Origin of the sequence: Lentzea cavernae (genome assembly GCF_014653695.1) — a bacterium.
GTDB lineage: Bacteria > Actinomycetota > Actinomycetes > Mycobacteriales > Pseudonocardiaceae > Lentzea > Lentzea cavernae.
In genome coordinates, this window is sequence record NZ_BNAR01000002.1 from 373,324 (window position 1) to 385,910 (window position 12,587).

The window sequence follows — 12,587 nt, forward strand, 5'->3', positions numbered from 1 at the left end:
AAGGGTCAGGGGTGTGTGGAGGCGGGAGCGGCCGCGTGCGGCGGCGCCCGGCTCGACCGGTGACCTGAGGTGATTCCCTCCACGCCCTGGGCGGCGGCCACGACGACCGCGGCCCTTCCCCGCGGCGGGCACGGGCCGGTCGCCGCGCCGGGCAGCGCCCAGCACGCGTCCGGTGACGCCGTCGTCTGCACGTGGACGGCCGAGACCGGGGCGTTCAGCCCCGATCCCGGCTGGTCGGCCGTGGTGTCGCGGGTGCTCGTGCCGACGAACGCCAGCAGCAGGGCCAGCAGGAGTGCCGGCCACCTCACCGAGCCGCTGCCCGCCTGCGGAGGAAGAACTCGCCGACCGGTTCCACGAACCTCGCCGCGATCGGGCCGATGATCGCCATCAGCAGCACGTACGCGGTGGCGAGCGCCGCGAGTTGCTCGTTCACGTGCCCGGACGCGACCGCCAGGCCGGCGATGACGATGGAGAACTCGCCTCTCGCGACCAGCGCGGCGCCGGTGCGGGCGCGGCCCATCGGCCCGATGCCCTGGCGCCGGGCCGCCCACCAGCCCGTCGCGACCTTCGTCAGCGTGGTGATCACGGCCAGCAGCACGGCCATGCCGAGCACCGGCGGAATCGTGCGCGGGTCGGTGTTGAGGCCGAACACGACGAAGAACATCGCGGCGAACAGGTCGCGCAGCGGTTCGAGCAGGCGGGTGGCGTTCTCGGCGGTGGAGCCGGAGATCGCGATGCCCAGGAGGAACGCGCCGACCGCGGCGGACACCTGCAGTTCCGAGGCGATGCCCGCGACGAGCAGCGCGGAGCCGAGGAGCTTGAGCAGGAACACCTCGTGGTCGGGGCTGTCGACGATGGCCGAGATGACGCGGCCGTACTTCAGCGCCACCACCAGGACGATGGTGATCGCGAGCAGCGAGATGCCGACCGAGGTGAGTCCGCCGACGAAGCTGACGCCGGCCAGCACGGCGGTGAGCACCGGCAGGTAGACGGCCATCGCCAGGTCCTCGAACACGAGCACCGACAGGATCACCGGTGTCTCGCGGTTGCCGAGCCGGCCGAGGTCGCCGAGGACCTTGGCGATGATGCCGGACGACGAGATGTACGTGACGCCCGCCATCGCGAGCGCCCCGACCGGGCCCCAGCCGAGCATCAGCGCGACGATCGCGCCGGGTGCGGCGTTGAGCACGATGTCGAGAAGGCCGGCCATCCACGACTTCTTGAGACCTGTGGTCAGTTCCGAGGCCGAGTACTCGAGCCCCAGCAGGAGGAGCAGCAGCACCACGCCGATCTCGCTGGCTAGGTGGGTGAAGTTCTCGATGCCGTGCAACGGGATCAGCCCGCCGGAGCCGAACGCGAGGCCGCCGACGAGGTAGAGCGGGATCGGCGAGATGCCGAATCTCCAGGCGAGGCGACCGAGCAGGCCCAGTCCGAAGAAGACCGCACCCAGTTGGATCAGCGCGATCGTGGTGTCGTGCACTGGTTCAGCCGCCCGTCAGGATGTCCGCGGCGGCATCGAGACCGTCCGCGGTGCCGACGACGACCGCGAGGTCGCCGTTCTCGAACAGGAAGTCGGGGCCGGGCGACGGATGCGCGTTGCCCGCACGCACGACCGCGACGATGGAGGCGCCGGTGCGGGTGCGCAGCGCTGTGTCGCCGAGCGTGCGGCTGGAGAACGCCGCGACCGGCAGCTGGCGGGTCGTGATCCCGGCGATGTCGGCGTTCTGCCTCTCGAGCTTCGTGACGAGCTGCGGCGCCCCGAGCAGCCCGGCGAGCGTGCCCGCCTCCTCCGGCGTCAGCGGGATCGACGCGGCGGTGGTGTCGGGATCGTCCTGTTTGGACAGGATGAGCTCGAACTTGCCGTCGCGGTAGGAGATCACGCCGACCCGGCGGCCGGAGCGGAGGGAGAAGTCCTGCCTGATCCCTATGCCGGGCAGGGGCGTCACTTCGACGTTCACTCGAGTGTCCTAGGGTTCGATGAGCCCGGCGCGGATCGCGTACCGGGTGAGTTCGAGGCGGTCCTTGAGCCCGAGTTTCTGCAGCAGGTTGGCCCGGTGCCGCTCGACGGTCTTGACGCTGATCACGAGCATGTCCGCGATCTCCTTGGAGGAGTGGCCCTCCGCGACCAGCTTGAGGATCTCCTCCTCGCGATCGGTGATCGCCTTGGCCGGGAAGCCGCCGCCCTCCTTGGCGCGGTCGAGGTAGTTGCGGATCAGCGAGTTCACCGCGCCGGGGTAGAGGAACGGCTCGCCGCGCATGGCACTGCGGCACGCCTCCACCAGGTCGCGGTCGGCGACGGACTTGAGCACGTACCCCGACGCGCCCGCCTTCAACGCCTCGAAGAAGTACTGCTCGTTGTCGTACATCGTGAGGATCAGGATCCGCAGGTCCGGCTGCAGGCGCGACAGCTCGCGCGCGGCCTGCAACCCGGTCAGCCGCGGCATGGCGATGTCGAGGATCGCGAGGTCCGGCCTGTCCTGCTTGGCCTTGCTGATCGCCTCGGCCCCGTCACCCGCCTCACCGATGACCTCGAGGTCGGGCTCGTTGTCGAGGATCATCCGGACGCCGCGGCGCACGAGCGCGTGGTCGTCCGCGAGCAGGATGCGCACCGTCATTCGCTCTCCCCCTTCGCCTTGACGACCAGCCGGACCTCGGTACCCCCGTCGGACGCACCACCGACCTTCAGGTCCGCGCCCACGAGCAGCGCGCGTTCCCGCATGCCCCGGATGCCCGCGCCCTCCTGGCTGTTCCCGATCCCCCGGCCGTTGTCCCGGATCCGGAGCTCGATGTGGGACGTCCGCGCTTTCAGGCTCAGCTCCGCCTCGCCGGCGTTCGCGTGCCGCACGGTGTTCGTGAGACCTTCCTGCGCGACCCGGTAGACCACCAGCTCGGTCTCGGCGTCGAGCGCGGGCAGGTTCTTGTCGAACTTCCGCCTGATCGTCAGCCCCGTCGGCTCGGAGATCTCGTTCGTGAGGGCCTTGAGCGCACTCACCAGCCCCAGCTCCTCCAGCACGCCGGGCCTGAGGCGCCGGGCGATGCGGCGGATCTCGTCGAGGGTGCTGCGCGTGGTCTCCTGCACCTGCAACAACTCCTCGCGCGTCTCCTGCGGCGACTGGTCGGCCACCCGCTTGAGACTCAGCAACACCGCCGTCAACGACTGCCCGACCTCGTCGTGCAGCTCCTGCGCCACCCTGCGCCGCTCCGCCTCCTGCGCCGACAACGCGATGGCCGAGCTGTACCCCCGCTCCGCCTCGAGCCGGTCGATCATGCTGTTGAACGTGACGATCAGCTCGGCGATCTCCCCGTGCCCCTTCGCCGGCAACCGCGGCCCGGGCTTGAGCAGGTCGATCGTCGTCATCGCCCGCGTGAGCCGCCCCAGCGGCGCCAGCCCCACCCGGATCAGCACGGCGTTGGCGATCAGCATCACCACCAGCCCCACCGCCAGCACCAGCACCTCGCGCAGCAACGCCGGAGTCGACACCGTCGCCGGCCCGAACACGAGCAACGCCGCCGCCACCACCAGCACCAGGGCGTTCAGCAGGAAGATGCGCCCGAACAACGACACACGCGCCGCCTCTCCGTGATCACTTCCCGCCACGCCTGCGAGGCTGACGGGCGAGGGCGCCACGTGTCCATCCGTGGCAACACCCATGTTGGCGGGGTGGTGGCAGGTGTGCCGGTCGGGCGGGTGGGGCGGGGCCCGGGGTGGGGATGGTCACGGTGCGCGGAGTGACGTGGGTCGCGGCGGTGGTGGGGTGCGGAGTGACGTGGGGCGCGGCGGTGGTGGGGTGTGCGGCTGCTGGGTGGGTGGTGCCAGGCGACGCGGCGAGGTGCAGGGCGCGGCTGGGAGACGTGCGCGGTGCGGCGTGGCGTGTGCGGTGCGGTGTCGTGCGCGCGAGGCAGCGTCGTGCGCGCGGCGAGTGAGCGGGTGTGCGTGGCGTGCAACCAAGCGGCGTGGTGTGGTGCGTGGCGTGCGCGGTGCGGCGTCGTGCGCGCGGTGCGAGGTCGTGCGCGCGGTGCGGCGTGGTGCGCGCGGCGAGTGAACGGGTGTCCGTGGTGTGGTGCGTGGCGTGCGCGGTGCGGCGTCGTGCGCGCGGTGCGAGGTCGTGCGCGCGGTGCGAGGTCGTGCGCGCGGTGCGGCGTGGTGCGCGCGGCGAGTGAACGAGTGTCCGTGGTGTGGTGCGTGGCGTGCGCGGTGCGGCGTGTGCGCGCGGTGCGGCGTCGTGCGCGCGGTGCGAGGTCGTGCGCGCGGCGAGTGAGCGAGCGTGCGTGAGGCGTGGTGTGCAACCAAGCGGGGTGGCGCGGACCGCACGCGGCCCAAGTCAACCGGATCGCGTCGCGAGTCAATCCAGGCAGGAGCGAAAGGCTGCGGACCGCGGCACGAGGGCCAACACCCACGCCGACCCCGGATCACCCACCCACCGCACCCCCAGGTTGAGTGCCAAGACGGATCGCGGAACCGGGCAAAACCGGCGGACCATGGAGCAAGACGCCCTCAACCCCCAGGAGGCGCCCGATGACTCCCACGCCCACCCGCCGCACCCCCACCCGAACCTGGCCCTGGCACGCCCTCGCCGCAGCCCTCGTCCTGGCCGGTCTGCTGATCCCGCACGCCCTGCTGGTCGCCGCCGGACTGCTCCTGGCGGGCTCGGTGGCCCTCAGGCAGCCCGCGGCACGGTGAAGAGGCGCAGGAACGTCCCGAGCAGCTCGCGGCGGCCCGTCAGTTCGACCGCGCCGTCGCGGGCCAGGGTCATGATCGCGCGGTAGGACGCCAGTTCGTCGTCGGCGAAGGTGGCGGTGATGGTCAGGTCCGGCGGGACGGGGGCGGGGCCCACGCCCGTCGCGAGGTGGCCGTCCACCAGTACGGCGTGCACGGTGACGTCGGGGCCGTGGATCTCCCACGACGCGGTCAGGCCTGCCGCCTGGTCGGGCTGGAAGACGGCTCGGAGGTTCAGCACCAGGCCTTCGGGTGTGACTACGTCGCCTCGTTGCGGTTCGCCGAGTTGGGTGGCGCCCCAGCGGGCCAGCGAGAGCAGGGCGGGCTCGAGGGAGCGGCCGACCTCCGTCAGGGTGTAGACGACGCCTCGTGCCGGGGCGGGGGCCACCTGGCGTTCGACGATGCCTGCCTGTTCCAGCTCCTTGAGCCTGGTGGCCAGCACGTTCGTCGGGATTCCCGCGAGGCTGGTCTGCAGTTCGGTGTAGCGACGCGGCCGCACGATGAGGTTGCGGACGATCAGCAGCGCCCACCGCTCGCCCACGAGCTCGAGCGCTCGGGCGAGCCCGCAGTACTGGCCGAAATCACGACGCTTCACAACCCGCAGAGTAGCAAGCTTGCCAGACAGTAGCTAGCTGGCCAACAGAAAGTTCACTTGCAAAAAACAAGCGAACGGGCTTACCGTCGTCGCACCCACTCCCCCGAACTTGAAGGAAGTGCGATGACCGCACTGCTCGAACGCACCGATGCGGCCGTGCGCCGGCCGTACGTGTCACGCGGCGTTGGCTTCGCGGGCATCTCCGCCGCGATGGTCGCGATCCTCGTGGCGGCCGGAGCGCCGACGCCGCTGCTGCCGATCTACCAGCACCAGTGGGGGTTCGCGCCGTGGGTGCTGACGCTCGCGTTCGGCATCTACGCCTTCTCGCTGCTGGTCTCGATCCTGGTGGTCGGGTCGTTGTCCGACTACGTGGGACGGCGGCCGCTCATGATCGGCGCGCTGGGCGTCGACCTCGTCGCGATGCTGATGTTCCTGTACGCGCCGAACGTCGGGTGGGTCATCGCCGCACGGGTCGTGCAGGGTGTGGCGACCGGGGCCGCGTCGGCCGCGCTCAGCGCGGCGGTGGTCGAGCTCGCGCCGGAGCGGTTCAAGAAGCTCGGGGCGCAGATGACCAGCATGGCGCCGCTGGGCGGGCTGGCGATCGGCGCGTTGTTCGCGGGGTTGCTGGCCGAGTTCGCGACGAACGCGGCCTTCGAGGTGTGGTTCGTGCTCGCCCTGGTGATGGCGGCCGGGACGGTGTTCGCGGTCTTCACGCCGGAGACCGCCACCCGCAAGCCGGGTGCGGTCAAGTCGCTGAACCCGCGCATCTCGTTGCCCGTACAGGTGCGCAGGCTCTACTGGACGACGGTTCCCGGCATCGTCGGCGGGTTCTCGACGATGACGTTGTTCATGGGACTCGTGCCCGCGCTGCTGGTCGCGGTGTTCGGCGTGCGGAGCCCGATCGTCGGGTCACTGCTGGCTTTCGTGGCACTGGGAGCGTCCACTGTGGCCTCCGCGTTCTCCAGCGGGATCAAGGCTCCGACGCTCCGGTTCGCCGGAATGAGCGCGATGGTCGCCGGCGGGGTCCTGTTCGTCGGCAGCATCGGCGCGACCTCGCTGCCCCTGCTCTGGGCGGCCGCGGTGGTGGGCGGGACCGGGATCGGCGCCTCGTTCGCCGGGACCACGCGCGGGCTCGTGCCCGAGGTCTCGCCGCACGAACGCGCCGGGCTGTTCACCGCGATCTTCTTCGTCGGCTACCTCGCGATGGGGACGTCGGCGATCGTCGCCGGGGTGTTCATCGGCATCGCCGGCGCGACGGCCACGGCGGTCGGTTTCGGTCTCTTCAACGCGATCGTGGCGCTCGTCGGCGTCATCGCGACGGTGCGGCTCAACCGGAAGTGATCTTGTCGGCGTGGACGTGCGTGCGCACCCCCTGGGGGTCGAACAGGATCAGCAGTTCGACCGCGCCGCCGTCCGCGCTGCCCAGCCAGTGGGGTTTCGCGGTGTCGAACTCGGCGGCCTCACCGGGCGGCAGCGTCAGGTCGAGGTCGTCGAGCACCAGTCGCAACCGTCCGTTCAGGACGTAGAGCCACTCGAACCCGTCGTGCGTCTTCAGAGCGGGCTCCAGCGGTTCCGGCACCGCCGGGATGAGCATCTTGAACGACTGCACCCCGCCCGGCCGCCGCGACAACGGCACGAACGTCATGCCGTACTTGTGGATCGGCTTGAGGTGGATGCGCGGGTCGCCGGTCCGCGGGGCGCCGACGAGGTCGTCCAGCGGCACGTCGTAGACGCGTGACAACGGCAGCAGCAGTTCCAGGGTCGCCCGGCGCTGCCCGCTCTCCAGCCGCGACAACGTGCTCTCGGAGATTCCGGTGGTCGTCGCGAGGTCGGCGAGGGTGATGCCGCGGTGCCGTCGCAACGTCCGCAGCCGCGCGCCCACCCCGTCGAGGACCTCTTCGGTTTCACGGTTCACCAGGCCGACCTTGCCACACCGGCAAGTTTTCGTGCCAGATCCAGCAACCAGAGCCCACGCTGGCGACCATGAAACGCCTCATGATCGCCCTGCTGCTCATGATCACGGCTTGTTCCACGCCGCCGCCGGCGGAGACGGAGCCCCACACCGCGATCACCCAGAACGACCCGGTCTTCCAGAAGACGTTCCGCCACGAGTTCGCCGACGTCGACGGCCTGCGGATGCACTACGTGAAGGGCGGCAGCGGCAGCCCGGTCGTGCTGGTCCACGGCTGGCCGCAGACCTGGTACGGCTGGTGGCCGATCATGCCCGCGCTCGCCGAACGCCACACCGTCTACGCACTCGACCTGCCCGGCCTCGGCGACAGCACCGGCACGCCGAAGAGCTACGACAAGGCCGCGCTCGCACGGCACGTCCACGCGCTGACCAGCGAGCTGGGCCTCCAGAACGCGTCGATCGTCGGCCACGACCTCGGCGCCGCGGTCGCGTTCCAGTACGCCAGCCAGTTCCCGCAGGACACCGCACGCCTGGGCTACCTCGACCTGCCACTGCCGGGCCCGGCGATCGACGCGCGCACCTACCGCGGCCTGAGCTGGCACATCGCGTTCCACTCGCAGCCCCGGGTACCCGAGGCGGTGGTGCAGAACGACGTCCGCGACTACCTGGAGCTCTTCTACCCCCAGGTCTCCTACCAGGGCAGCGCTTTCGGCGGCACGTCCACGAAGTCCCCGTTCGCGGACGACGAGATCGACGAGTACGCCCGCACCTACGGCAAGACTCTGAAGAACGGCTTCGAGCTGTACCGCGCCCTGGACCAGGACGTCCGCGACACCGAAGCGGCACGGCCGGTGCAGGCGCCGACCCTGGTCATGGCCGCGGAGGGTCAGGCCGAGGCGATCAAGGGCACGGTGGCCCCGCGGGCGACGAACGTCGTGGGCGCGCTCGACGTCCCGAAGGCAGGGCACTGGCTCGTCGAGGAGAACCCGGAGTTCGTCGCCGCGGAGCTGCTGAGGTTCCTCAGTTCATGACCGGGAACCGGTCGGACCACGGCAGCGCCTCCTCCAGCTGCGCCGCGAGCTTGATCAGCAACGCCTCCCCCGCGAGCGGCGCGACGAACTGGACGCCGAGCGGCAACCCGTCCGCCGTCCAGTGCAGCGGCAGGGACAGCGCGGGCCGGCCGGTGATGTTCGCGAGCTGCGTGTACGGCACCCAGCCGAGGTTGTCGTTGATCATGTCGTCGACGATCTTCGTGTGCTTGAGGAACCGGGCCGTGCCGGTCCTGAGCAACGCGTCGGTGGCCCGCTGCAGCGACACCGGCAGGTCGAACTGGCCGACCTTCGGCGGCGGGGTCGCCAGCGACGGCGTCAGCAGCAGGTCGTACGACTCGAAGCAGGTGCTCAGCCGGCGGGTGTGCTCGTGCCGCCGCTGCACCGCGTCCACGTAGTCGACGCTGCTCGTGGCCCGCCCCAGGGCGGCCATGAGCAGCGTGTCGCGTTCGAACGCGATGTCCGGCGCCCCGGTGAGGCGCTTGGCGTCGGCGACCTTCCACGCGAGGTTCACGAACCACGTCAGCAGGAAGTCCTTGGCCAGCGCGGCGTCGTCGAACGGCGCCTGCGGCAGTTCCTCGACGTGGTGGCCGAGTTCGGTGAGCACGCGGACGGCGGACGCGACGGCCGCGACCGCCTCGGGGTGCGGGTTCGGGTTGATCGCCGACGGCACCCGCACGCCTATCCGCAGCCTGCCCGGCGCCTGCCCGACGAAGGAGGCGAACGGCTCCGCGGGCAGCGCGGGCGAGTAGGGCCCGGCGGGCTCACCGCCGCAGATGACGTCGAGCATCGCGGCCGTGTCGCGGACCGTGCGCGACACGACTCCCTGCACCGCCGCGCCGTGCATCATCTCGGCGGTCTCCGGGCCGAACGGCGTGAGCCCCCGCCCCGGCTTCAGCCCGACCAGCCCGCAGCAGGCGGCCGGGATCCGGGTCGAGCCGCCGCCGTCGTTGGCTCCCGCGCACGGCACGATCCCGGCGGCAACCGCGGCGGCCGACCCGCCCGACGAGCCACCGGGTGTGCGCGTCAGGTCCCACGGGTTGCGCGCGGGACCCCAGGTGGTGGACTCGCTGATCGCCTTCGCGCCGAACTCCGGCAGGTTGGTCTTGCCGAAGATCACCAGGCCCGCGTCGATCCAGCGCTGCACGACGGTGGAGTGCGCGGCGACCTTGTGCGCCTTGAGCGACCGCGAGCCGTTCGAGGTCGGCAGGCCCGCGTAGTCCTGGCCGAGGTCCTTGATCAGGAACGGCACGCCCGCGAACGGACCGGTGAGGTCGTCGCCCGGCTCGGCGGGGACGTCCCTGACGATCGCGTTCAGGCGGGGGTTCACCTCGGCGGCGCGCTGTCGTGCCGTCTCGAGGAGTTCGGCCGCGGACACCTGCCTGTCCGCGACGAGCCGGGCCAGCCCGGTGGCGTCGTACTTCCGGTACTCGTCGAAGTCCACGCGCTCAAACTAGCCGCTCGGTCACCTCGAAGACGGTGTCGCGCACGATCGCCGGCGATTCCTGCGGGATGAGGTGGCCCGCGCCCTCGACGACGATCATCTTCCCCTGCGGGACGGCGTCCATCAGGTCCGCCGCCCACTGGTTGAACCTCGGGCGCCACCGGGCCATCCCGCGCTCGACCAGCCCCGCCTGCAGGCAGACCGTCGGCACGTCCGGCGTGCCCTTCTCCTGCAACCGGCGCAGCACGGGCAGGGCCGCCTCGATCTGCAGCGCCTCCCGGCTGCCCGCCTTCATGGCCCGCGCGGTGGTGTGGTCGGCCGTCATGACCTCGACGTCGGCCGCGGAGATCTCCGGGGAGACGCCGTTGCGGAACGTCTGCCGCCTGATCAGCCCCTTGCCGCCCAGACGTGCCACCAACGCCATGAGGGTGAAGAACCTCGCGGCCACCTTGGCGTTCCGCGTGGACATGATCTCGGCGAGGGTGGCGTCCACGAACACCATTCCGGCCACGCGCCGCGGGTGCCGGTCGGCGAAGACGCGGATGATCGGCCCGCCCCAGCTGTGCCCGACGAGCACCACCGGTCCGGTCTCGCCGAGCGCGTCGAGCAACGCCGTCAGGTCGTCGGCGATCCGGTCGAGCGTGCGGTCGTGCGGGTCGACGTCGCTGCCGCCGTAGCCCGCGCGGTCGTAGGACAGCGTGCGGTAGCGGGCGCTCACCTCGCGCTGGGTGTGGATCCAGGACGAGCCGGGCGCGCTCATCCCGGCCTCGAAGACGACCAGCGGCCCGGGCCCGGCGCCCGCGGTGACGGCGCGGATCGCCCGCCCGTCCGGCAGGGTGACGCTCTTCTCCTGCATCGGCGCGCCCTTCAGTGGTGCCAGCTCGGCGGGTGGAGCTCGTTCCACAGCGCCGCGCTTTCCAGCTGTGCGGCGAGGGCGAGGAGTTCGGCGTCGCCGCGGTGGCGGCCCACGAGGTGCACTCCGTGCGGCAGCCCTTCGCAGTCCACATGGGACGGGAGGGAGATCGCGGGCACTCCGGCCAGGTTGGCCCACGGCGTGTGGCACGACCACTTCAGCATCAGATCGGCTTCGTCACCGTCGTAGTGGCCGATCGGGACCGGGGCGCCGTTGGTCGTGGGAGTGAGCACGGCGTCGTAGTCGTCGACCTCGCTCAGGAACGTGCTGGCGTAGCGGGCGAGCAGTGCTTGCGCCGTCACGACGTCGTTGGCGGACAACGTCTCGTTGACGTCGAGCAGGTGCCGTGAGTAAGGCCGCAGCAGGTGGGTTCGTTCCGGCGGCACCATCATCCGCACCACGGCGCCCACCTGGTAGGCGAACCAGGTCAGGATCGCGCGGCTCACGGGCTCGTCGTAGCGGGCGGGCAAAGGGATCTCGCACACCTCGTGGCCCAGCCGGGTCAGCACGTCCGCGGTGCGCCGCACGACCAGTTCCGCCTGCGGGTCGGCGTGCTCCTCGGTGCCGGTGTCGGTCCACAGCGCGATCCTGAGCGGCCGGTCCAGGTGCAGCGCGGTGCTGAAGGGGCCGCCGGGACGCCAGCCGTACAGGTCGCCGGGCGCGGGTGACGCCATCACGTCCAGCAGCAGTGCCGCGTCCCTCACGGTTCTCGCGATCGGGCCCTCGGTGCTCGCGGAGAGGAACGACGTGGCGGGCGCCGGGCTCACCAGGCCGCGGCTGGGCTTCATCCCGACGAGGTGGCAGGTCGCCGCGGGCGTGCGGATCGACCCCGCGCCGTCGCTGGCGTGGGCCACCGGCAGCAGGCCCGCCGCCACCGCCGTGGCCGCGCCTCCGCTGGACCCGCTCGAGTACCTCGCCGGGGCGTACGGGGTCACGGCCGGTGCCGGGGTGACGTCGTTCTCGGTGTAGCAGGTGGCGCCGAACTCCGACGCGTTCGTCTTGCCCAGCACGACCGCGCCCGCCCGCCTCAGCAGCCCGACCGTCCAGGAGTCCTCGGACGGCACGAACTCCGCCATCGCCGCCGACCCGAACGTCGTGCGGATCCCCGCAGTGGCCGCGAGGTCCTTGATGCCCAGGGGCAGTCCCAGCAACGGTTCCCGGTCGCCTGCGGCCAGTCGTTCGTCGGCTTTCGCCGCCTCGTCGAGCGCGTTCTCGTTCACCGTCACGAACGCGCCGAGCGCGGCGTGCCGTTCGATGCGCGCCAGGTAGTGCTCGGTCAGCTCCCGCGAACTGATCTCCTTGGCTTGCAACGCTTCCAACTGCTGGGCCGCCGTGAGTTCGTGCGGGTTCACGGTTTCACGGACGTTCCGGTGAGCAGCCGGTGCACCGACCACGTCACCACGTCGAGCTCCTCCGGGGTCAGCGGCCCGCCCCCGAACATCCGCCGGTGCATCAGCGGGCCTTCGAGCAGGTTGCCGACGAACGGCAGCTCCGGCACCTCGGCGATCTCACCACGCCGCACCGCCCGCGCGATCGCGTCGACCAGCGGCTGCGACCGGCGCGAGACCAGCGCGCGGAACGTCCGCCCGGCCTCGCCGTCCCCGCGCAGGTCGGCCAGGAAACCGACCAGGCCGTCGTTCCACGGCTCGTTCCAGGCCCCGGCCAGGTCCTGCGCGAACGCCCTGAGATCGCCGTGCAGCGTGCCTGTGTCGGGGTCGGGCACCGGCGGCAGGTAGGTGTCGAGCACGTCCGCCACCAGCCGCACCTTGCTGCGCCACCGCCGGTAGACGTCGGTCCTGTGCGCACCGGCCTGGGCCGCGACCTGCGTCAACGTGAGCGCGTCGTAGCCGTTCGAGGTCAGCAGCGACCACGCCGTCGCCAGCAACCGCTGTTCGAGATCGGGATCCCGCGGACGCCCCGCCACCGGCAGCCCTCCAATTCGCAACAAGTTGTAGCG

Annotated in this window: 15 protein-coding genes; 4 read left to right on the forward strand and 11 right to left on the reverse strand. The window is 71.4% G+C overall.

Going from position 1 to position 12,587, the window contains the following annotated elements; translation table 11 throughout:
• Positions 1-5: 5 nt before the first annotated feature.
• Genes IE307_RS07665 through IE307_RS07685 form a run of 5 tightly spaced genes read right to left on the reverse strand, consistent with a single transcriptional unit; the run spans position 6 to position 3,598 of the window.
• On the reverse strand, positions 6-308 hold the full coding sequence (locus tag IE307_RS07665; RefSeq protein ID WP_191297067.1) for a hypothetical protein: 303 nt from the start codon (positions 306-308) through the stop codon (positions 6-8).
• Positions 305-1,480 (reverse strand): cation:proton antiporter, encoded by a 1,176-nt coding sequence (locus IE307_RS07670; RefSeq protein WP_191297069.1) that lies wholly within the window; start codon positions 1,478-1,480, stop codon positions 305-307. Before IE307_RS07670 ends, IE307_RS07665 begins: the two co-directional genes overlap by 4 nt.
• Before the next feature lie 4 nt (positions 1,481-1,484).
• The gene (locus IE307_RS07675; protein ID WP_191297071.1) at positions 1,485-1,958 is read right to left on the reverse strand and encodes a cation:proton antiporter regulatory subunit; all 474 of its coding nucleotides are present in this window, start codon (positions 1,956-1,958) and stop codon (positions 1,485-1,487) included.
• A gap of 9 nt (positions 1,959-1,967) precedes the next feature.
• Positions 1,968-2,615 (reverse strand): response regulator, encoded by a 648-nt coding sequence (locus tag IE307_RS07680; RefSeq protein ID WP_191297072.1) that lies wholly within the window; start codon positions 2,613-2,615, stop codon positions 1,968-1,970.
• Positions 2,612-3,598, reverse strand: coding sequence for a HAMP domain-containing sensor histidine kinase (locus tag IE307_RS07685; RefSeq protein WP_229904500.1), 987 nt, complete (start codon positions 3,596-3,598; stop codon positions 2,612-2,614). The genes IE307_RS07680 and IE307_RS07685 overlap by 4 nt, the downstream gene beginning before the upstream one ends.
• Before the next feature lie 341 nt (positions 3,599-3,939).
• On the opposite strand from IE307_RS07685, the gene IE307_RS07690 reads away from it, so the two are divergent.
• Both IE307_RS07690 and IE307_RS07695 read left to right on the forward strand, forming a co-directional pair.
• Positions 3,940-4,161 carry a hypothetical protein gene (locus IE307_RS07690; protein WP_191297074.1) on the forward strand — a complete coding sequence of 74 codons (222 nt, stop codon included), beginning with the start codon at positions 3,940-3,942 and terminating at the stop codon, positions 4,159-4,161.
• A 355-nt stretch (positions 4,162-4,516) separates the two neighbouring features.
• A complete protein-coding gene (locus IE307_RS07695) occupies positions 4,517-4,681 on the forward strand; it encodes a hypothetical protein (RefSeq protein WP_191297076.1) in 165 nt (54 codons plus the stop codon).
• Here IE307_RS07695 and IE307_RS07700 read toward each other — a convergent pair.
• Positions 4,659-5,312 carry a winged helix-turn-helix transcriptional regulator gene (locus tag IE307_RS07700; RefSeq protein WP_191297078.1) on the reverse strand — a complete coding sequence of 218 codons (654 nt, stop codon included), beginning with the start codon at positions 5,310-5,312 and terminating at the stop codon, positions 4,659-4,661. The genes IE307_RS07695 and IE307_RS07700 overlap by 23 nt on opposite strands.
• A 123-nt stretch (positions 5,313-5,435) precedes the next feature.
• On the opposite strand from IE307_RS07700, the gene IE307_RS07705 reads away from it, so the two are divergent.
• Complete coding sequence (locus IE307_RS07705; RefSeq protein ID WP_191297080.1) at positions 5,436-6,653, forward strand: MFS transporter; 1,218 nt, start codon at positions 5,436-5,438, stop codon at positions 6,651-6,653.
• On the opposite strand, the gene IE307_RS07710 is transcribed toward IE307_RS07705, so the two are convergent.
• Complete coding sequence (locus IE307_RS07710) at positions 6,640-7,227, reverse strand: helix-turn-helix domain-containing protein (protein WP_191297081.1); 588 nt, start codon at positions 7,225-7,227, stop codon at positions 6,640-6,642. The two genes, IE307_RS07705 and IE307_RS07710, sit on opposite strands and share 14 nt — an antisense overlap.
• A gap of 68 nt (positions 7,228-7,295) precedes the next feature.
• On the opposite strand from IE307_RS07710, the gene IE307_RS07715 reads away from it, so the two are divergent.
• A complete protein-coding gene (locus IE307_RS07715) occupies positions 7,296-8,255 on the forward strand; it encodes an alpha/beta fold hydrolase (protein ID WP_191297083.1) in 960 nt (319 codons plus the stop codon).
• On the opposite strand, the gene IE307_RS07720 is transcribed toward IE307_RS07715, so the two are convergent.
• Genes IE307_RS07720 through IE307_RS07735 form a run of 4 tightly spaced genes read right to left on the reverse strand, consistent with a single transcriptional unit; the run spans position 8,245 to position 12,578 of the window.
• Complete coding sequence (locus IE307_RS07720; RefSeq protein ID WP_191297085.1) at positions 8,245-9,717, reverse strand: amidase; 1,473 nt, start codon at positions 9,715-9,717, stop codon at positions 8,245-8,247. The genes IE307_RS07715 and IE307_RS07720 overlap by 11 nt on opposite strands.
• A 4-nt stretch (positions 9,718-9,721) precedes the next feature.
• Entirely contained in the window at positions 9,722-10,573 is an 852-nt protein-coding gene (locus IE307_RS07725) for an alpha/beta fold hydrolase (protein WP_191297086.1), read from the reverse strand.
• Between the two features lie 11 nt (positions 10,574-10,584).
• Positions 10,585-11,982 carry an amidase gene (locus IE307_RS07730; RefSeq protein WP_191297088.1) on the reverse strand — a complete coding sequence of 466 codons (1,398 nt, stop codon included), beginning with the start codon at positions 11,980-11,982 and terminating at the stop codon, positions 10,585-10,587.
• Positions 11,979-12,578 (reverse strand): TetR/AcrR family transcriptional regulator, encoded by a 600-nt coding sequence (locus IE307_RS07735; protein WP_191297090.1) that lies wholly within the window; start codon positions 12,576-12,578, stop codon positions 11,979-11,981. Before IE307_RS07735 ends, IE307_RS07730 begins: the two co-directional genes overlap by 4 nt.
• Between the last annotated feature and the right edge of the window lie 9 nt (positions 12,579-12,587).